At 60.9% G+C, this 20,327-nt stretch carries 14 protein-coding genes and 1 rRNA gene; 11 read left to right on the top strand and 4 right to left on the bottom strand.

Going from position 1 to position 20,327, the window contains the following annotated elements; translation table 11 throughout:
* Positions 1–252 (top strand): 16S ribosomal RNA (locus tag VGY55_24545); the annotation flags it as partial.
* On the opposite strand, the gene VGY55_24550 is transcribed toward VGY55_24545, so the two are convergent.
* Positions 253–534: a hypothetical protein gene (locus VGY55_24550; GenBank protein ID HEV2973160.1), complete on the bottom strand. Its 282-nt coding sequence runs from the start codon at positions 532–534 to the stop codon at positions 253–255.
* 89 nt (positions 535–623) lie between these two features.
* Between VGY55_24550 and VGY55_24555 the strand changes: the two genes are divergently transcribed.
* From VGY55_24555 to VGY55_24570, 4 genes are all read left to right on the top strand, one after another.
* Positions 624–1,121 carry a hypothetical protein gene (locus VGY55_24555; protein ID HEV2973161.1) on the top strand — a complete coding sequence of 166 codons (498 nt, stop codon included), beginning with the start codon at positions 624–626 and terminating at the stop codon, positions 1,119–1,121.
* Positions 1,122–1,300: 179 nt separating this feature from the next.
* Positions 1,301–2,128 carry a hypothetical protein gene (locus VGY55_24560; GenBank protein HEV2973162.1) on the top strand — a complete coding sequence of 276 codons (828 nt, stop codon included), beginning with the start codon at positions 1,301–1,303 and terminating at the stop codon, positions 2,126–2,128.
* A gap of 174 nt (positions 2,129–2,302) precedes the next feature.
* Entirely contained in the window at positions 2,303–2,569 is a 267-nt protein-coding gene (locus tag VGY55_24565; GenBank protein ID HEV2973163.1) for a hypothetical protein, read from the top strand.
* Complete coding sequence (locus tag VGY55_24570; GenBank protein ID HEV2973164.1) at positions 2,566–2,922, top strand: type II toxin-antitoxin system PemK/MazF family toxin; 357 nt, start codon at positions 2,566–2,568, stop codon at positions 2,920–2,922. The genes VGY55_24565 and VGY55_24570 overlap by 4 nt, the downstream gene beginning before the upstream one ends.
* Positions 2,923–3,055: 133 nt before the next feature.
* Here the strand turns inward: VGY55_24570 and VGY55_24575 are convergent, their stop codons facing one another.
* Both VGY55_24575 and VGY55_24580 read right to left on the bottom strand, forming a co-directional pair.
* Positions 3,056–7,129 carry a hypothetical protein gene (locus tag VGY55_24575; protein ID HEV2973165.1) on the bottom strand — a complete coding sequence of 1,358 codons (4,074 nt, stop codon included), beginning with the start codon at positions 7,127–7,129 and terminating at the stop codon, positions 3,056–3,058.
* A 20-nt stretch (positions 7,130–7,149) separates the two neighbouring features.
* Entirely contained in the window at positions 7,150–9,276 is a 2,127-nt protein-coding gene (locus tag VGY55_24580) for a hypothetical protein (protein ID HEV2973166.1), read from the bottom strand.
* Between the two features lie 554 nt (positions 9,277–9,830).
* On the opposite strand from VGY55_24580, the gene VGY55_24585 reads away from it, so the two are divergent.
* The gene (locus tag VGY55_24585) at positions 9,831–11,858 is read left to right on the top strand and encodes a hypothetical protein (protein HEV2973167.1); all 2,028 of its coding nucleotides are present in this window, start codon (positions 9,831–9,833) and stop codon (positions 11,856–11,858) included.
* Positions 11,859–11,882: 24 nt separating this feature from the next.
* The gene (locus VGY55_24590) at positions 11,883–12,278 is read left to right on the top strand and encodes a hypothetical protein (GenBank protein HEV2973168.1); all 396 of its coding nucleotides are present in this window, start codon (positions 11,883–11,885) and stop codon (positions 12,276–12,278) included.
* An 8-nt stretch (positions 12,279–12,286) separates the two neighbouring features.
* Here the strand turns inward: VGY55_24590 and VGY55_24595 are convergent, their stop codons facing one another.
* A complete protein-coding gene (locus VGY55_24595) occupies positions 12,287–13,345 on the bottom strand; it encodes an MBL fold metallo-hydrolase (protein HEV2973169.1) in 1,059 nt (352 codons plus the stop codon).
* 241 nt (positions 13,346–13,586) lie between these two features.
* Here VGY55_24595 and VGY55_24600 point away from each other — a divergent pair, with 241 nt between their 5' ends.
* The 4 genes from VGY55_24600 (at position 13,587) to VGY55_24615 (ending at position 20,327) form a co-directional block, all read left to right on the top strand.
* Positions 13,587–14,573: a hypothetical protein gene (locus VGY55_24600; GenBank protein ID HEV2973170.1), complete on the top strand. Its 987-nt coding sequence runs from the start codon at positions 13,587–13,589 to the stop codon at positions 14,571–14,573.
* A 101-nt stretch (positions 14,574–14,674) separates the two neighbouring features.
* Entirely contained in the window at positions 14,675–16,222 is a 1,548-nt protein-coding gene (locus VGY55_24605; GenBank protein HEV2973171.1) for a cytochrome c3 family protein, read from the top strand.
* Positions 16,219–17,988 carry an NADH-ubiquinone oxidoreductase-F iron-sulfur binding region domain-containing protein gene (locus tag VGY55_24610; protein ID HEV2973172.1) on the top strand — a complete coding sequence of 590 codons (1,770 nt, stop codon included), beginning with the start codon at positions 16,219–16,221 and terminating at the stop codon, positions 17,986–17,988. The genes VGY55_24605 and VGY55_24610 overlap by 4 nt, the downstream gene beginning before the upstream one ends.
* Positions 17,955–20,327 carry a cyclic nucleotide-binding domain-containing protein gene (locus tag VGY55_24615; GenBank protein ID HEV2973173.1) on the top strand — a complete coding sequence of 791 codons (2,373 nt, stop codon included), beginning with the start codon at positions 17,955–17,957 and terminating at the stop codon, positions 20,325–20,327. Before VGY55_24610 ends, VGY55_24615 begins: the two co-directional genes overlap by 34 nt.

A 20,327-nucleotide genomic window follows, 5' to 3' on the forward strand; every position in this document is an offset into this window, starting at 1 on the left:
CGCGCCCCAGTTCGGATTGCAGGCTGCAACCCGCCTGCATGAAGCCGGAATCGCTAGTAATCGCGGGTCAGCATACCGCGGTGAATGTGTTCCTGAGCCTTGTACACACCGCCCGTCAAGCCACGAAAGTGGGGGGCATCCGACATCGGCAATGCAACCGCAAGGAGCTAGCCGCCTAAGATGAACTCCGCGATTGGGACTAAGTCGTAACAAGGTAGCCGTAGGGGAACCTGCGGCTGGATCACCTCCTTTCTAAAGGATATCCAACCCTCCGGTGGTGACACCGTTGGGTTTATCATGTGGAGACAGTTTCTTGTACAACAGGGCTAGAGAAGTCACGCCAAGCAAGTCGCGCAAGCGACCCGCAAGGCAAACTACCGGATTGACTTGATAGGGCCCGTCCAGACCTAGCCAGGCTGGACGGGTCTTTTTTTTTGCGCGCATGGTGTCGACCGCCGCTTGCGGGTTAGCATCAATCGCGCGAGAATCTGCTAAACCGCAAGCGGATCGATGCAAACGCGATAGGCGCAGCATGGTGATCGCATACCATTTGATTTGGACCGCCTACGGCACTTGGCTCCCCAACGATCCGCGCGGCAGCGGCTCTCGTTGCGTCGCTTCGCTTGCAATTGGCCGAGCTTGGCGAACTCCATTTCGGCCGCAAAAAAGTGCAGCCGCCGCGCCACGTCGTCCGCGAGTTCTACGACCGCGCCGAACCGCTCCTGCTATTCCCCATGATCCGTTTCGACGCTGCGCTGATCGACGAAATCGCTTGCGGTTTTGCCGAAGCGATCGCCCAGCAGTACTACACGTGCTATGCCGGCGCGATCATGCCGGACCACGTGCATCTGGTCATCCGCAAGCACCGCCATCGCGGCGAAGACATGATCGGCAACTTACAAAGCGCCAGCCGCTTGCGGCTTAGCACGCACGGCGCCCTCCCCAACGATCATCCTGTTTGGACCCTTGGCGGCTGCAAACGCTTTCTCGGCACTCCGGACCACGTTCGCACAGCGATTCGCTACGTCGAGAACAATCCGATCAAGATCGGCATGCCGGCGCAGAATTGGCCGTTCGTCATGCCGTACGACAATTGGCCATTCCATAAGCGACGAATGTGAACGACGATTCGCCCTTTGGTCGTCTTCGGTCCGCCCAGCTCGCTCTTTCTTCTAGGAGCGACGGCGCTTGAAAACTTTGCCGTCGAAGCCGATCCAACGACCCAAAAACTTCGCCCAATCACGGCCGTGATTGGCTCTGCGTGGGCGATACGGCCGGAGCCGATGGCCGCAAATGACAAGTGACGGGTGGGCACCTTTGCGCCATTCAATGGACGATCCCGCGTGCGACTGGTACAACTTTTGTTATGGCAAAGCTATCGAAACGGGAAATTCAAGATCTGGCGCGCCGCATCGTTGCGGCGAACCCTGGTGGCATCCGGTATAGCAGTCTGGTTCGAGAAATTGTCACGTCGAATCCCGAGACGCCGAAAAACACGATTCACGGGTCGGTGTGGGACTTGGCGGCGCGCTTTCCGACCGAAGTTGCTAAACCGAGTCGTGGCCTCTTTATTCCTTCATCGGCCGTTTCAGAAAACGGGAATGCCGACGTTTCAATCGACGACGCTCCATCCAAAGTCCACGAGGAGGCGTTCTACGATCCGTTCGCTGAATGGTTGAAGAATGAATTGGATGAAGCGACGGTTGCAATTCCTCTCGGTGGCGCTGGGCTTCAAAAGAAATGGGGCACTCCAGATGTCGTCGGCGTATATAAGCCATTGGCCTCGCATCGCATCAAGTTCGATCTAGAATTGATCGCAGCTGAAATCAAAATCGATCCGCAGACGCCCGTTGTGGCATTTGGTCAAGCAGCCGCATATCGACTGTTTTCAGCAAAGTCGTACGTGGTGATGCCCGCGACTATCTCCGAGCAAGATTACAGCCGTCTCGAATCGTTGTGCATGCTCTTTGGAATTGGCTTGGTACTTTTCGAATTGGAACCAAGTGACCCGGACTTTAAGATACGCGTCCGCGCGCAGCGATTTCCGCCGGACATGTTCTACGTAAACGAGTTTGCAGAGCGGATTTTTCAACTCGATCCGGCCGCGTTCAACCAACTCTTCGGATAAATCACTCTCTTCCCACCGAACCATGACGTCAGAAGTCGGCTTGCGGAGCAGTCGAAGTGCTCAACGGTGATAGTCTCTTTATCGGCGATCCAAGCCTCGGCTTGACCGATCGCCGATTTGGCCGTGCGGCCGCTTTATTTGTAGGGTACAATTCAGACATTGCAGGATTCTGTCATGACACCTCAACTTACTGACGAACAACGGCAGGCCCTTGAAGAGGCTGCCGAGAGCGGTCCCGTGACCATCATTGACTCGGCCAGCGGGCGAAAATTTGTCCTGTTCAGCGCCGCGCTTTATGACCGCTATCGGGCGTTGTTCGAGACCGATGATTTCGACATCCGGGAGACGTATGCGGCTCAGGATGCTGCTGCCGACGCGGCATGGAGTCATCCCGACGACGCGGTTTACGACAATTACGACTCGCACCGTAGTCGGCCATGAAGGTGAAACGCGGTGACGTGGTACTGCTGTCGATGCCGTTCGCGCAAGGCGGGGGATCGAAGATTCGTCCGGCCGTAGTTGTTCAAAACGACCGCAACAATGCGAGATTGGGCAACACGATTGTCGCCGCGATCACTCGCAATGTGAGTCGCGCGAGTCTACCGACCCAATTGCTGATCGACCCGGCGACGCCGGCGGGACAAAAGTCCGGTCTCGTTGCCGTCTCGGCGGTAACGTGCGAGAACCTATTCACAGTCGGCCAGAACTTGATCCACCGCACCATCGGCAGTCTCTCAGTGGATGCGATGCGTCAAGTTAGTGATTGCTTGCGGGCGGCGCTGGAAATCGATTGAGCAGTCTCAGCGTTTATCCACGCGAGACTGAAATCGAAGCCAATTCCCGCGCTGCCTGCAAGGAGCACTGGACGCCGCTTGCGCTCAACCCGGACCTCCCCAAGAGGGAAAGGGACGGAGTTAGAATTCCAGTCTATTGTAAATTCGGCTGCGGCAGCGGCTCTGGCATTCGCGGCGGGTTCGGTGTTGGCAGCGGCGCCGGAGGATGATCGTAGATTTCGTCGTCCCAGGGGTTGTCGCTGGTTTTCCAGACCGTGCCGTTCGGGCGGAGGTAGAGCTTGCGCTGCTCTTCGAGATCGAGCGGGCGGGCGCCGATGCGGCCGAACACTCCGATCTGATTGCCCGATTCGTCCACCGCTCGATCGCGATCGATGCCCTTCGAGATGGCCAGCGCGCGGCCGCCTTTGCCGATCGGATAGCTGGCGATTAGGGCGGGCGTCGGGTGGGGGCTGAAGCCTTGGTTGCCCGGCGTTTCCGGCGAGGTAAGCTGCACGACTTTCAGACCGTTGCAGCCGTCGGCCAGGTAGGCGAATTCGCTGGTGTAGGTAATCCCCAGTTTTACATCGCACAGATCGTTGATGCAGCCGCCGGCGTTGAAAATCTGATCGATCCGCGGCCGCTCGGGATTGGTGATGTCGAGAATCAGCAAGCCTTGCGAGCCGCCAGCCACATACGCGTAGGTTCGGGCCAGATAAATGTTCCGCGCCTCGGGCAAGAAGAGCGCGGCGCCGGGGATCGGCCGCGGCGCTTCGAGGTGCGTCGTGTCGAGCACCTTGATCCCTTCATCGTCGCAGACGAAGCCGTAGCGGAATTGCACCTGCACGGCGCGCGGATTGCGGAGCACGTCAGGACCAAGCACCCGTGTGACGAAGGGATGCTTCGGGTCTTCGAGCGAGACGACGACCAAGCCCGCGTCGCAGCAGATGTACGCATAGGTGCCGGCGATCGTGATCGCGCGGGCGCCGCAGAGGATGCCGCCGGGGTTAAAGGTCAGTTCGCGGTCCAAGAAATTGTTGAGCGGGTTGCCGTCCAACAGCGTGCCCGCCCCGACGAGGATCAAGCCCTCGAACTTATCGACGACATAGAGATAAGCGTATAGCGAGTTCACTTCCTGCTCGTGATTCTCCGCGCGGTGCTTGCGCGTTGGATCCGGGGCAATCGTGGTCGGCGCGGCGACGGCCGTGGCGTATTTCGTCGGCACGAAGAACCGCTGCCCGATTGGCGACACCGGGGCGGTCGTGATCCGCTCCGAAAAACCCTTATCGTCGATGAAGGCGACGTCGAACACGCGCAGCCCGCCCGTCCCGCAGGCGGCGTAGAGATATTCGCCGCGAAGCTGCAGGCCGAGAATCTCCGGCTGGCGGAACGGGTGCGCGATATTGTCGCTCACGTCCTTGGCGGAATGCTCGTGGGCATTGGCCAGCACGCGGCCGCGCTCGAGGTGTTGCCGGAAGTAATCGGGGAACGCCATTTCATGCAGCGCGCTGCCGATCACGGCCTGCGGCTCCTCGCGCTCGGTTACTTCGACGGCTGCCAGCCCACGATCGCCTTCGCCAACCCAGCAATAGCGGCCGATGAAGTTCACATAGTTCGTCCCTTGCATCAGAAGCTGGGCCATGATCGCATTGTTGTCGTTCTGCTTCGAGACGTGGCAATCGGTACACATCTTCGTCTCGGTCACGCCGGGGCGGAAATCGTCCCGGAAATTCGGATCGGCCGGATGCGGGCCGCCGCGCACCGTGTGCGGCACGTTGGTGCTGAAGGCGATGCCGCTCATCCCGTCGCCCGAGATCGTCTGCTGCTGGACGTAAATCGATTCGCGGTTGTTGTTGTACGAGCCGACGTGGATCGCGCAGCTCGACCGGGCCGGCCCAATGCGATTCTTCGTCACGTCGCCGTCGCGGGCGAGCATGAACACGTCGTCCCGCAGGGTCTGGAAGTTGTACGAAACGAAATTGCGGCTGACGTCTCCCTCATCGTGCAGGCCGGGGAGTTTCTTGTTCGCCTTCTGCGGCAGGTGGCAGCCGAAGCAACTCGGGTTCCACGAGGAATGGCAGGTGATGCAGCTCATCCGCTCGTTCTGGTGAGCGCACTGCCGCGACTCCGGCTGGCCGCCCCAAATGAGCTTGCCGCTATCGCCGACGCGAACGGTTTTGGCCATCGCCGACTTTACGTTGTAATGCTCGCTCCGCGGGTCGATCGTGTCGGCCGTTTGCACAACTTCCCACCGCAGAGTCGGCTCGACCATCGAGTTCTGGTAGATCCTGTCTCCCTCGCGCTCGAAGCGACGGCGTCCGGATGGCGTGCGCAAAGCCGTGAGATCGCGAGTGCCGTCGGGACCGGAGGTGTACGCGGCGGGGCCGGAGGTGGTGAGCGTGGCCCGGGCGATCGAGCTGCCGTGGCAATCGATGCACTGGATTTCGATCCCTGCCCGCACTTCGCGTTGCAGCCGCGCATTTCCATGAGCATCTTGAACGAAGTGGCAATCGATGCAGTGCATCCCCTTTTCCATGTGAATGTCGAGCAGATGCACCGGTAGATTGTCGCGCTTGGCCGTTAGTGCCGACTCCTCAGAATGAATTTGAGCGGGAGTCTTCTGATCGGCGTTGCGATACGGCTCCTTGAGCCAGGCGGGGATGGCCACCGCGGCTTGCAGCTTTTCGTTCGTCACCGGCTCGACGATCTGGCCGCGATAATCGAGCAGATTGCCGGCGCGGTCTTTCTTGAACACGGCGCGGAACACCCAGCCGTGACCGTGGAAATCGGCGAACTGCGTGTGCCGCGTCTGGGTATTGAGATCGGTCAGGTTCGCCAGGAATTGCGGATCGCTCCACAGACCGCGGCCAGACGCTTCGTCGGGGTTGGACATTTGGGCCTGAATGGCTTCCTCGGAAGTGAGATAGCGCTGCTTGGCCGGATACATAAGCTGGCCGTCGGTCTCCTCGTCCCACCACTGAAAGCCGACATAGCTGTTCACGACGTTGGTGCCCGGATGGATATGGCACACCAGGCATTGGCTGGTCGGAATGCTATTGCCGGCGGCGAACTGATGCGTGATGGGATGCCCCGATTCGTTCTTCGGGATCGTCGGATCGGGATTGAAGGAGAATCCGCGGTTGCCGAAGACGGCGTATGGCCCCGAATGCACGAGCGAGCGATCGTTGGCGTAAACGACGTGGCAAGCCGTGCAGCCGCTCGAGCGATAGTCGCCTGGATGGTCCATTGTGCCGTGAAAATTGAGCGTGGGGTCGAAGAGCCGAGTCTTCTGCAAGCCGATGAAGGTCGGATCAGTGCGGTTTTCGGTCCCCAAGCCGCGATTGCTCAGCCGAGTGCGCGGGCGGCCGGGGTCTTCTTCGCGCTCGGGGATGCCGACCTCGGGACGGAAACGGCCGCCGCGCTCGAAGATGCGAAGGATGTTGCCTGGCTGCGAGATTTCGAATCGCGGCAACGGATCGAGATAAGGCACGACCCCTTTCTCGGCAATCTCGCGCTCGTTCGGCGGCGGCACGGTTTGAATCCGCTGCGGACTGCCGAGCATGCTGTAACTCTCGCCATAGTGCGGAGACTTGGTCGGGATCGAGCCGTTGTTGTATAGTGCGGCGCCCCAGAGCATGCAGCCGTGGGTCATCATGCTCTTGCGCACTTCGAGCACCTCGCGCTCGTGGCATACCCCACAACTGATATGCGCCACGCGCAGGTCGCCGGGGTTCACGAAGCGAATGAATTCGGGAGACTCATGGTTCAAAAGCGTATACGAGCGCACCGGCTTGGCGCTGCCAGGCCAAGCGCCCGGGAACCGCGGCGCGACGTGAGCACATTCCTTCGTATCCGCCGCCGGATTGCCGCCGTGGCAATCGCAGCAACCCAATCGGACCGTCGCCTTGCCGTGCATGTCTTTCACGTTCTCATGGCAGACAATGCAGCCGCGGCTCTTGGCATAGGCGTCCGCTTCGGTCTGTTTGCTGAGATCGACGCCGATCAGCTCGGGAGGGAATGGAAACGGCTCTTCGCCAGCGGGATTCTGTGGCCGAGCGAGTGGCGCAAGCGTCGCCGGTTGCAAGTTTGCGTCAGTCGTCGCGCGACTGCTCGCGCGAACGACATCATATTGAGGCTCGGCGGCCCGGCTCGATAGAGCCGCGGCGGCCGCCAGCGATAGCAGCACGGCGATTGCCAAGAGCCGTCGTGGTATGTAATTCCGTGATCCCATCAATGGACATCCTTGTCGCGTCAATAGAGTAATTTCACATCAAGAAAGCTGGCGAACAGGGCGCCGATTCGGCCGGCTTGCGTTCGGTATATGTCTTCAAAACCTTGGCCGGGGATCAAGCTCTGAATCCCGGTGTCAATGATGCAATTGTTGTTGAGCCACGGACGATACTCGAAGCCGAGGCCGAGGTCGGTGCCGATGCTCTGATGGATGTTGGGCTGAAACACGAACTGCTCGATCACGGCCGTTTCGTCGAACCAGAGGAAGTTGACGTTGCTGATCACTTTCAGCTTTGGTGTGACCTCGAAATCCATGCCAAGATTGGCGATGAACACGCCAGGGTTCACGAAATTGGATTGACCCTCGGTCTTCGACGAGCGCAGATCCGGCACCAGGCTGAACGGTTGCTTCAGGTTCACGCCGAGCAGCTTGATCGGCTGCCGCTGCCAGTAGCTGAACGGCCCTCCGGCGAAGTTCGGATCATCGAGGATCGTGTCGAAACCATGAGCTTCGGTGTCGAACGGATTGCTGTCTCCACTCGCGTAAAAGATCGACGACCGGAATCGGATCCAATCGCTGTCGTACGACAATTCGACCGCCGCCATTTCAGCGCTGATCCTCTCCGGCTGCCCGGCCATCGGGTTCAGGCTGTCCTGGCCGAAGACCCAATAGAAGGCATGATCGACGTTCAGGCGGTTGATATGCCCGTCGCCGGCCCAGCCCAGATAACAAGCGTCGATCGTGTGCGGCTGGAAAATGCCGACCGGATCGGGGCGGACGAGGAAGCCGTTTTTGTCGTAGTGCAGGCTGGCGTCGTCATGGTTGTAGTGGATGCTGAGCTGCGTCGTGTAGCCGGGCCAAATAAAGTCCTGCCGATAATAGTTGGCGATCAACACCTTCTGTCCGCGGTCGTCGAACGTATTGAGATCGCTGTTCGTGTCTTTCTCAAGCTGATCGAAGAAGGCGACGTTGAACTGATCGCGGTTCGAGAGCCGAGTGCCGAACAGGCGGACGGCCCGATTCGTGTCGTCGAAGATGAAGCCGCGGAAATCGCTGTTGAAGGGCTGCGAGCCGGCGCGGAGGGAGACGAAATCGTAGTTCGGGCTTAAGTCGGCAAGCTTCGTTTCGGCGAACCATTCCTGGAGCGTGAACCACGTCCGCCCGCGTGTATGCCCGCGAGTCACGTCCGGGCTGACGACCCCCAATTCTTCGACGTCGAGAAAGTTCACGTTAAAGATCGGCGTGAGCTTCAGTCGCCAATCGACGGGCTTGAATGAGGAATCGCCGTGCACGAGATCGAAGGAGACGCTCAGATTCTCCTGAAAGACGAACTGATTCGGGTTGCCGAAGAACTCGCTCTCGCCGGGGTTCGCGGTACTCTCGCCGCTAGGGGTCGGCACTTGCCGCGTCTCGAGCTGCGTGTCGCTCACGGCCGTGATATTGAGAAACGTATGCTGGCCGATGATCGGATAGTCTCCCTTGAGCACGTTCTGGTTGTAGGAGTCCCAGCGGTCTCCTTCGACGTACGGATAGTCATCGATGAGCGGATGGCCTTTTCCGTAGCGGTCCCAGGGAGTGAATCCCAATCGCCAGCGGTCTTCCAACGGCACGAAGTCGCTCGTGCTCTGCCCTTCGCGCGGCAAGACGCCCGAGCGGCCGGTGAATCCCAACGGCGGCGGCTCGGGATAGCGCAGCAATGTGCCCGGCACGATTGGCTCGACCGGCAGATCATCCCAAGGCGGCGGCAGCTCGGTCGGCGATTTCAGCACCGGCGGACTCGAATCGGACTGTCGGTTCGGCGCGTCGTTGAATGGCGCGCCGAGCGTCGTCTGCTTCGCGGCGGCCACGACCGTTGGCTGTATCGATCGAAATGTTGTTTCTGGCGGCGGTCCGCCGATGGCTCGACCCCGATCGTCACCATGCGCGTCGGCCGGCGCCTCGAAGGTGGCTTGGACAACGCCATTCGCTCCGCCGCGCGAGTCACGGTCCGAGGCCAGATTCGTGAATTGGTTCGGCGGAGCGACGAACGGACTTGGCGCCGGCGCGGCGACCGGAGCGGACATGCTGTCCGAATAATCCCATTGCACATCGACGAACACGTTGGGAACTGGTGCTTGCCAGCTCGCTGCTGCCGCGCTGATTGGCACCGGCGAAGATTCCGGCGAATTCATCGCTGAGCTGGCAGCCCATGTCGTTGCCGCGTCATTCGCTCGCGTCCCGCCGTGAAAGAGCAGCCAAAGTGCAACGACGAGGCACCACCCGCCGCGCCGCTTAAATCGCGGGGGTCTCTCAGCAATCGTCTCGATATGACGCACAATAGAAATGGCTGTCGTTCCCGTAGTTGCTCGACGCGCGAACTCGCGCGATCCAGTGCTCGCCGAAATTCGAGCTTGCTTGCATCGCCGCGACACCGACGCTGAAAGCCGAACGGCCCGACGTCGGTCGAAATACTTTTGGGGGGACTCGTCATAAGTATCGGCTGTAACGATTGTGACGATGGAGAAGATGCGGTCGAATTTGATGGCAAACTGTGATGTCGGACAGCGCTCCGTGGTAAGCCGCCGCGAATTCGCTTGCTAGCACGCCAGGGTGCGCCGCCCCAAATTCACTGGCTTGTGCCGTTTGCGCAAAATATAATCGGCTTAACGACTGTGCTGGCCGAATCTTGAAGTAGGTGGACGGATCGGCAAGGAATCGACTCATGGCAAAATCAGATCGAGTGCGCGGGCGGAAGCTCTCGATCGAGCGGCTCGAGCCGCGTTTGGCGCTGAACGCGCAACCGGTGATCACGCCGAGCGACGTCAATAGTTTGCTCCAGCGCGCCGCCGCGGCCGCCTCGCGCAACGACGCGATCATCGCGGTGGTCGACCGCAACGGGAGCATCTTGGGAGTGAAGGTCGAGTCGGGCGTCAGCGTCTCGCTGCAAGGCCAGCCAGTCACTCCGGCAAACCAATTGAACGCGCTGGTGTTCGCCATCGACGGCGCGGTCGCCGAGGCCCGCACCGCGGCTTTGTTCTCGAACAACAACGCCCCGCTCACGTCGCGCACGATCCGCTTTATCAGCCAATCGACGATCACGCAGCGCGAGGTCCAATCCGATCCCGATCTCAACGATTTGACTTCGCCCTATCAGGGTCCCGGCCTCATCGCTCCGGTGGGCTTAGGCGGAGAATTCCCCGCAGGGATCATGAACACTCCGCAGGTCGATCTGTTCGGCATCGAGCTGACGAATCGCGATAGCCTACTCGACGCCGGGGCGGATGGAATCAAGGGAACCGCCGACGACATCGTGCTGCCGAATCGCTTCAATATCCCGACGGCGAATCTTGCCCTCGATCCCACTACATTAACGCCAATCACGTTGGTCGCGCCGGAATCGTATGGCTACGTTTCGCAGATTCTGGTCGATTCGCAGTCGCGCGGCGTGGCGACTTTGCCCGGCGGCGTGCCGCTGTTCAAGAACGGCGTGCTCGTAGGAGCGATCGGCGTTTTTTTCCCCGGCCCTTACGGCTATGCCGATTTCGAGCAGACGTTCAACACGATTCCTTCGAATAACGCTAATGCCGAGGCCGCCCGCGAGAATGGCGAGGTCAATTCGCCGTACACCGACTTGGCCGAATGGATGGCGTTCGCAGCGGCGGGCGGCACTCGCGCGACGGCGGCGGGGCAATCGGGCTTGAGCGGTGCGCTGTTTCCGGTTCACACCGTCGGTGGAGTGCCCGAGGTTTCCGGCTACGGTCTACCGCTGGGGCAGATCAATCTGGCGGGCATCACGCTCGACATTTACGGACCCAACGGCCCGTTCCTCGGCGTTCAAGAGCTTCGCCACGAGGCGAGCATCGCGGGAGTGGGCAATCCCAATAGCAGCTTATCGCTTGGCGCATTCAATCCGGGCAATTCGCTGGCGCTCGATTCGCTCGCGCATTATGCGACCGGAACGCCGGTGCCCGACGGCTGGCTCGTCGTGCCGCATGGGACGGACGTCGCCGGTCAGTATCAAATCATCAAGCAAGGTGTTCTGCAGGCAATGGCGACCCGCGCGCAGATTCGTCTGCCCCTCGGCACCCCGACCGCGATGGTCTTTTCCGTGTCGGACTTGAATGGGAATCTGCTGGCGCTCTATCGGATGCCTGATGCGACCGTTTTCTCGATCGACGTGGCGGTGGCCAAATCGCGCAACGACGCTTACTACGATGATCCGGCGCAACTTATTTCGGCCGACATGGTGAGCAACACGCCGGGTGGGCCGGCGGTGGTGCCGGCGGGCACGGCCTTCTCTTCCCGCACCTACCGCTTCCTCGCCGAGCCGCGGTATCCGATCGGCACCAGCGGCACTCCGCCCGGGCCGTTTTCGAGCTTGATCGATCCGGGCATCGATCCGACGACGGGAGACACGATCGGCACGCCGCTGCCAGCTTCCGCTTACTCCGGCATGACGACGAGTGTGCTCGGCTTTGCGGCATTCAATCCGAATCGCAACTTCCGCGATCCGAACAACATTGCGAACCAGGACGGCGTGGTGTTCTTCCCGGGCAGCTCGCCGCTATACATCGGCGGAGTCATTACGTTCGGCTTGGGCGTGAGCGGCGACGGCGTGGATCAGGACGACGTGGTCACGGCCGCGGCGATGGCCGGCTTCGCGCCCGTCCCGGCGATCCGGGCCGATCAATTCTTCGTGCGCGGCGTGCGCCTACCGTTCATGAGCTTCGATCGGAACCCGCAAGGCTAATGGTAACTTCGGCAAGGACGCCTGATGAAAGATCGAACCAACATTCGCCCGCTTCTCGGCGCGATTGCCGCATCCTGTATCGCAGCAATCGCTACAATATCCATTTCCCGGAACAGCGGTGCTGAAGGCGATGTCTGCCCGCCGCGGCGTTATGCGGAGAACGGGTATGACCGCGCCGGAAATCCGCAGGAAGTCGCTTGCCGCGCCCGCCCTTCGGATTCGTCGGCCTTCAGCGGCTACTATGTCGGCGGCGGCGCGCCACATCGTGGCGAGCCGCGCTATTTCAACGAAGGCACCTGGGGCTGGGACTATTTCGGCTTCTATTTCCAGCGCGGCGTGCAGCTCGATTGGTGGCACGGCCAGCGCAGCCAAGGCGGCCCCGGCGCGTACCAAACGGATGGGCCGCGTTTGATCCACTGATCTCAGAATTAGATATCCACCGCGAAATCCTCACGCGCCAATTGCAACTGGCAGGCGTCCGAAGCGCAGCTTGCATCGCGAAGCGAGTCGGCCAGCAACCGTTCAGCTAGGTGCTCAATCCGATTCAATTCGGCATCGCCTCGCGCCGGTTCGTGGTGGCCGAGATGAAGCATTCGGACACAGGCCGCGACCGCGGTTGCGACGGCCGCCTCGACGGTCGAATGACCCCAGCCGTGCAGCACGCGCGGGGCTGCATCGCCGATACCGATCTTCCCGTCGTATTCCGCCGCTAGATACTGGGCGTCGGCGTAGAGCAAATCGGCATCGCGGGCAAACTCGGCCAGCCCTTGGTCGGGCGTCTCCAGATGCTCGTGATCGGTCGCGAAGACGAACTTGCGCCCGCCGCGCTCCAAGCGGTAGGCAACGCAGCCGCCCGGATGGTTGAGGGCATACGTTTTCATGGTCGTTTGGCCGATGTAAAACTCCGCGCCGATCGCGATCGCGCGAAACTCCTTGATGCCACTCATCTCGGCATAGTTCGTCGGCACATAGGTGCGCGACAACTGCGCCCGCTCGCCGAACACGGCCTCCAGATTGTCGAGCACACCTTGCGGCGCCCAAAGCGTGAAATGATTGGTCGAATCGTAGAGCGGATCGACAAACGGAATCGCCACGATATGGTCGATGTGCGAATGGGTCAGCAGGATATGCGCCGCGCGGCGGCCGCGGAAATCAGGCGCACTCCAGCGTCGGTTCAACTCGCGCCCCAAGTCGCGAAATCCGCTGCCGCAGTCGAGAATGATCAGCTCGCCGGGCGTTTCGACTTCGACGCAGGTGCTATTGCCGCCGTAAGTCGATCGCAAGTGCAGCGGTACGCGGCTCTCCAAATGCCGCCGGATTGTCGCTAAATCCGGCTGGCCGTGAACGATTTCAGCGAGCGATTCATCGTCGAGCAAATGCTGGATGGCCAGCGCAAGCTTGTCGGTCACCTCGCCGGGGCTCAAGCTGCGGGCGAGGGTGCCGGTGACGCCCCAATACCTAATCCGGAATTGTCGGCTGTCGTCCATCGATGGGCGGCAAATGGCGAAAAGAGACCTGGGCGGCCATAGGTTCGGCATCTCTCAGAATAGCAGGCCAGGCCGGCGGCAAGTAGCTGGCGCTGAAAATTGACATTTTTCGCGGGCCGTGCTACAAAACGCCATGTTGGAGTTCAGGCTTCAGCCTGTCTTGCGCACGCCACGGCGTCAGCGCTAACGTTCAACGAGTGCACTGCAGGCTAAAGCCTGAACTCCAACGTTTCCGAAAAGCATGTTAGTCAACCGCCAGAATCTCGCATCGCATTACGGTTGGTGCGGTGTCTTTATCGTGGGAACGGTTGCGGCCATCGCGTGGTATGCGATTTTTAGCCGCGGTGCTGCCCAGTGGCCGGGGGGAAGCAGCTTGCCGGGGCTCGTCTGCGGCGCTCTGGCCGGGGCGATTATCTTGTTCGAGTTTCTCCTCTGGCCCCGCAAAACGCTGGTGCGGGTCTGGCGGATCGGCCGCACGCAAACCTGGATGCGAGCGCATATTTGGCTTGGGCTGTTGGCGGTGCCGTTGGTTGCCGTTCATGCCTGGAAAGAACTCGGCGGAACGCTCAGCACCATGCTCGTGGTGCTGTTTGCGATCGTGATCGCCAGCGGTGTTTTTGGCTTGGTGCTGCAACAGATTCTGCCGCGCGTGATGCTCGAACGCGTGCCCGCCGAGACGATCTACTCCCAAGTTGACCGCATGGCTCGGCAGTATTGCGACGAGGCGGATGAACTGGTGTCGGCGATTTGCGGTGTGCCGGCCGATGAGGACTCGAAATCGACATCGGTCGAACGCGGCGATCCGGTCGAGGCGGCGGTCGCGACGACTCACGTCACGATCGGCGCGATGAGGAGCATCGGGGCCGTCCGCGGTCGCGTTTGGCAGATGCAAGCGGCCGTGACCGCGGTTCCTGATTCGGGGGTGCTGCGGACGGCCTTTTCGTCGATTATCCGCCCTTATTTGCTCGCCGGCCGCAGGTCCGGATCGGTGTTGGCGAATGAATTACAAGCCGGAAGCTTCTTCGCAGGACTCAAGGGCAAGCTGCCCGCTCCAGCACACACGGCGGTCGATCAAGTCGAAGGGCTTTGCGACCAACGCCGGCAGTTCGATTTGCAAGTGCGGCTGCACGCCTGGTTGCACGGCTGGTTATGGGTCCATCTGCCGCTGTCGGTCGCGCTCGTGCTGCTGATGTTCGTTCACATCTTTGTCGCATTGAAGTACTGGTAAGGTCAGAAACTGGGGTCAGAATTATTTATCTTGAGCGAGCGATGGCTCCAGTTGGAATAACGGCGAGATAAATAGTTCTGACCCCTTTTTCTGGTTGACCCATGCCGCGTGAAACTGGCAAGCAGCGAGCCTCCGGGATTCCGCTGGACTACTTTCGCCATCGCAATTCGCTCGATCGTGGCAAGCTGATTCTGGCCGCGGTCGTTGCGGCCGTCACGGCGGGGTGGCTTTCGGCCGGAAGTCTGTCCGGACACCGTGCAGCGGCTTGGTATTCCCCAGGACAAGTGAGCGCGGCCCACGCCATGTGGGAGAACGATTGCTCGGCTTGTCATGTCAGCTTTACACCGATTGCCGGCGATGCGGCAGCGGCCGAATTGTTCGGCGACAAGGCCGCGATCGACGCCAAGTGTCAAGCCTGTCACAACGTCGCAGGCAAAACGAACTCGCTCGGACATCACGCCTCGAAGGACCCGGCGATGCTCGCGTGTTCGAATTGTCATTTTGAGCACCGCGGGCGGACGGAATCGCTCGTGCGCATGGCCGACGCATCCTGCACGAGGTGCCATGCCGACATCGAGGCCCATCGCGAAGTTCCGTCACTTCGTCCGCAGTCAATCCAAAACGTCAGCCGGTTCGACGCGGAACATCATCCTGGGTTCCGCTCGATCGCGACCGACCCGCGGACGCTAAAGTTCACTACCGCTACGCACCATTTGCACCTGACGCCGGGCCTTGCCGCGGATGCCAAGCACCAGCCGGTGATGACCGTCGGCATGCTCAGCGCGGCCGACAAGACGCGGTATGCGCTGCCGGGACAAAAGGACGCCGATTTAGTTCAGCTTTCCTGCGGCTCCTGCCATCAACTGAGCGGGACGGTGCTCGGCGCGGGCACTGGCCGACTTCGCTGGCCAGTGCTACCCAGCGCGCCAGTGCCACCCAGTGAGTCGGCGGCGCCCAGCGCCTCAGTGAAATCGACAGGCGGCGCTTATATGCAGCCGGTCGTTTTCGAGAACCAATGCAGCGCCTGCCATCGGCTGACGATCAATCCGGGGCAGGACTTTAAATCGGACATGAAAGTCGCCGGCGACGTCGTAGCTCACCGGTTGCAACCGGCCCAACTTGCGACGGAGGTGCGCCGCTATTGGGGAGATCGGTATTTGCACGATCATCCCGCGCAGCTCGCGCGCAATTTGCCGCTGCCGAGCCATCCAAGGGAACTTGAAAACCGCGACGCCCGCGAATGGATCCGCGACAACGCTACCGGCTCCTTAAATCATTTGCGCACGGTATGCTCCGAGTGCCACGAACTTGGCGGTGTGGCTGCGGAAAAGCTGTCGCTTGACGGCGAGGCCCCAGGGATTCTCCCGCCACCGGTCCTTCCGGTGCAGGTTCCGCACCCATGGCTGGAACATGCGAAATTCGATCATTCGGCCCACCGGAGCGTCAATTGCCGCGATTGCCATGCAGGAGCCTATCCGTCCGATGCCGGCGTTCAAGCGGGACCAAGTACCTCCGCGCCGATGATTCCCGGCCGCGAAACTTGCGTTCGATGCCACGGCCCGCGTGACGAATCATCCGCTCCGCCGCGCGGCGGGGCGCGATTCGATTGCGTTGAATGCCATCGCTTCCACAACCGCGACGAACCATGATCGTTCAAGAACTTTACAAGATTCAACACCGGCACGGCTTTCTCCCGGCCGACGAGTTGCGTGGATTGTCGGAGCGGATGGCGGTGCCGCTTTATCGGTTGCACGAGGTGGCGAGTTACTTTCCGCACTATCGCTTGCAGCCGCCCTCGACGGTTGAAGTTCGGGTCTGCCGCGACATGGCCTGCCACCTGCACGGCAGCACAGACTGCCGCAAAGCGCTCGAGCAGATAGCGAGCGAAATCGGCGGCTCGCAAGTGAAAGTGGATGGCGCTTCGTGCCTCGGGCGGTGCGACGGGCCGCCGGCAGTCGCCATCAACGATCAAGTGTACTGGGGCAAATCGGCGATGGAATTGGAGTCGATCATTCGAGGCGCGCTCGCGGGTCAGCCATTGCCCCACCAGCATGGCGACACGGGGCCGCTCGAATGGAAAATCGATCCTTATGCGGGAGAGCCGCTGTACGAGGTCGCCCGGCGGTTAATCGAATCCTGGAAGGCCGATCCCGACACGGACCGCCAGCGGAAGCGGATTCGACTCGGGGATCCGGTCCTCGCCGCGCTCGAAGCGGCCAAATTGCGCGGCATGGGGGGAGCGGCGTTTCCCACCTTCAAGAAATGGTCGATCGTCCGCGGTGCGCCGGGTTCGCCAAAGTATTCCGTTTGCAACGGCGATGAAAGCGAGCCGGGCACGTTCAAAGACCGCGAGTTGCTCCGCCGCGCGCCGCATCTGGTGATCGAAGGGATGATCGTGGGCGCGCTCGTTACCGGCTGTGAGCGCGGCTGGATTTTCATCCGCCACGAGTACGAGCAAGAGATCCAATGTGTTCGCCGCGCGTTGGCCGATGCCGAGCGACAAGGCGTTTGCGGCCAACGCCTGCTCGGTTCCGATCTTTCATTTCCGCTGGAGGTGTTCGTCAGTCCCGGTGGCTATATCTGTGGCGAGGAGACGGCGCTGGCCGAAGTACTCGAAGATCGCCGAGCCGAGCCGCGAAACAAGCCGCCGCTAATGTCGCTTGAAGGATTATTCGGCAAGCCAACTTCGATGAACAACGTGGAGACGTTTTCCTGGGTCCCCGCGATTCTGACTCACGGCGGCGCCTGGTATCGCGATCAGGGGATCAATGGCGCCACGGGATTGCGGCTCCATTCGATCAGCGGCGATGTGAATCGGCCGGGAGTATACGAGATCCCCTTCGGCCTGACGCTCGGCGAACTGGTGAACGGATTGGCCGGCGGAATCCGCGGCGGGCAGCGCCTCAAAGCGGTCGCCACGAGCGGCCCCTCAGGAGGTTTTCTCCCGCCGCAAATTCCGCTCCCCCGCGAATCGCACCATTTCACCGAAGGCCTTGTGAAGCGCAAAGTCGTCGCCGAGGGGGCCGAATCGCTCGATCTGCTCACGATGCCGCTCGATCCGGATTTGTTTCGGCCATTCCCAGACTTTATGCTAGGGGCGGCCATCGTCGTGTATGGTGACCGAGCGAACCTGCTCGAACAAGCGCTCAACTGCGTCGAGTTCTTTCGCAACGAATCCTGCGGCAAGTGTGTCCCCTGTCGGATCGGCACGACCAAATTGGCCGCGATGCTCCGCGAGCGCTTGCAAAGCAACGAATCGACCGATTTCAGCCTCGTCGGCGAATTGGCAGACGCGATGTTCACGACCTCAATCTGCGGCCTCGGCCAAGTCGCCCCCAGCCCGATCCGCTCCGTGATGAAATACTTTCCCGAGGAACTCTCTTGTCGTCCGAAGCTGAAGAATTCGAAGCCCTGATCGGCGATCAGCTTGTGACCGTCGGGCGGTCCCATGCCGATTTGCTCCGCCAGGGGACGATCGACCTTGAGATCGACGGGCACAAGGTGACCACCTCGCGCGTCAAGACCTTTGCCGACGCCACGGGCAAGGTCATCTCGACGCGGCTGATGACGATCTACGACGCCGCCACTCAGCTATATGACGAGCATCTCAGGGAGAAAAACCCAATTCCGCTGCTCTGTCATCGCGAACACATGACTCCGGCTGCCGTCTGCCGCGTTTGTATGGTCGAGGTCAAGGGGCAGCCGCGCTTGGCCCCAGCCTGCCAGCGGCCGATCGAGCCGGGGATGACGGTCTCGACGATCAGCACCAGCCGAAAGGTGCAGTCGGCGGTGAAAATTCTCACCGAACTCCTCGTGGCCGATCATATCCGCCCGCGCGAAACCGGTCGGCAATATGGCGACAACGAGTTGGCGCTATTGGCCGACCGCATGCAAATCTCGGAGCCACGATTTCCAAAGGCCACAAACGACCGCGGCCAGGACGAATCGTCGCTGGTGATCGCAGTGGACCACAACGCGTGCATCCTGTGCGATCGCTGCGTGCGGGCCTGCGACGAGGTCCGCCGCAACAACGTCATCGGCAGGATGGGGAAGGGCTATTCGGCCCGGATCGCCTTCGATTTGAACGACCCGATGGGGAATTCGTCGTGTGTGGCGTGCGGCGAGTGCATGATCTCCTGCCCGACCGGCGCCCTGACGAATCGGGCCGTAGTCGACCTTACCTCGGTGGTGGCCGATTCGCCGGGGGCGACGCTCGTCCCAGCCGCTGAACTGGCCGAGAATCCGCTTTTCTCCGGAATCTCGCGCCCGTTCCTGGAATGGAACCGGGGGGCCGTGATCCGACGGAGTTTCAAGAAAGGGGAAGTCATTTGCCGTGAAGGGGAATTCGGCTCAACAGCGTTTGTGATGGAACGCGGCAAGTTCGAGGTCCGAATCCGCTCGCCGCTCAGCCACGTCGCCTCCGTGAAAAAGGGACTGTTGGGATTCTTCGGGCGATTGGCAAACGGGCTTACTCGCCGCGATGACGATCGAGCGGCCGGCGGACAAGCAAATCGATTTATCCACGTCGATGCGCCGGTTTCATTGGAGTATGGCGATCCGGTTGCGATTCTGACGCCCGACGACGTGATCTTCGGCGAAATGACCTGCATGAGCCATTATCCGCGATCGGCCACGGTGACGGCCGCGGAAGATTGCACGGTGCTCGAGATTCTTCGCAACGTGCTCTATATGCTTCAGCGCAACAAGGCCTCGAAGCGCGTTCTCGACGATCTCTATCGTCGCCGCTCGCTTGAGACCCACCTGAAAAGCGTGCGCATTTTTTCGGAGGGGCTAGCCGACAAAACGGAGTTCGGCCGGTTCGTCGATTTCCTCCGCAATCGGGTACAGTTGATCCGCGTCCATCCGGGCCAAGTGATCTTTCGCCAAGGCGATCGAGCCGACCATTTTTACATGGTCCGCGTCGGCTTCGTCAAAGTTTCGCAGAGCCGGCTCGGCGGCGAGCACGTGCTGAATTACATCGGCCCTGGCGGCTATTTCGGCGAGATCGGTCTGCTAGCCCATCTGCCCGAGATTCAGGCACTGGCGGCAACAGGGGTGCGCACGGCGACTTGCACCGCGCTCGACCACGTCGATCTGGTGCGAGTCGGCGGCGATGATTTTCGGGAATTGGTCGAAGCGTTTCCCACATTGCGGCGGCAACTGGCAAAGCTGGCCATCGAGCGGTTGGAAGAAAACGAACGGGTCCGCACGCAGATCGAACACGTGCCGCTGGCAGAATTCTTGAGCCAAGGATTGATGAACGCTCAAAGTCTGTTGGTGCTCGATTTGGAAAAATGCACCCGCTGCGACGAATGCACGAAGGCCTGCGCCGACGCTCACGACGGCGTGACGCGACTGATCCGTGAAGGCTTACGATTCGATCGGTTCCTGGTGACCAGCTCCTGCCGCTCCTGTTTGGATCCCTATTGCATGGTCGGGTGCCCGGTTGGATCGATCCGAAGGCGGAACAGCCGCGAGATCGTCATCGAGGATTGGTGCATCGGCTGTGGCAAATGCGCTCAGAATTGTCCGTATGGCAATATCAACATGCACGGTTTTATCACGGGCGAGCAGGCGCCCGATCCGCAGCGGCCGGAGCGGATGATCCCCGTCGTGCGGCAGAAGGCCACGACCTGCGATTTGTGTGCCAGCGTCGATGGCCAGCCGAGCTGCGTTTACGCCTGCCCGCACGACGCCGCGCATCGGATGAGCGGCACGGAGCTGCTCGATTTGGTCGACCTACGGGAAGGATAG

The sequence above is a fragment of the Pirellulales bacterium genome, assembly GCA_035939775.1.
Classification (GTDB): Bacteria; Planctomycetota; Planctomycetia; order Pirellulales; family DATAWG01; genus DASZFO01.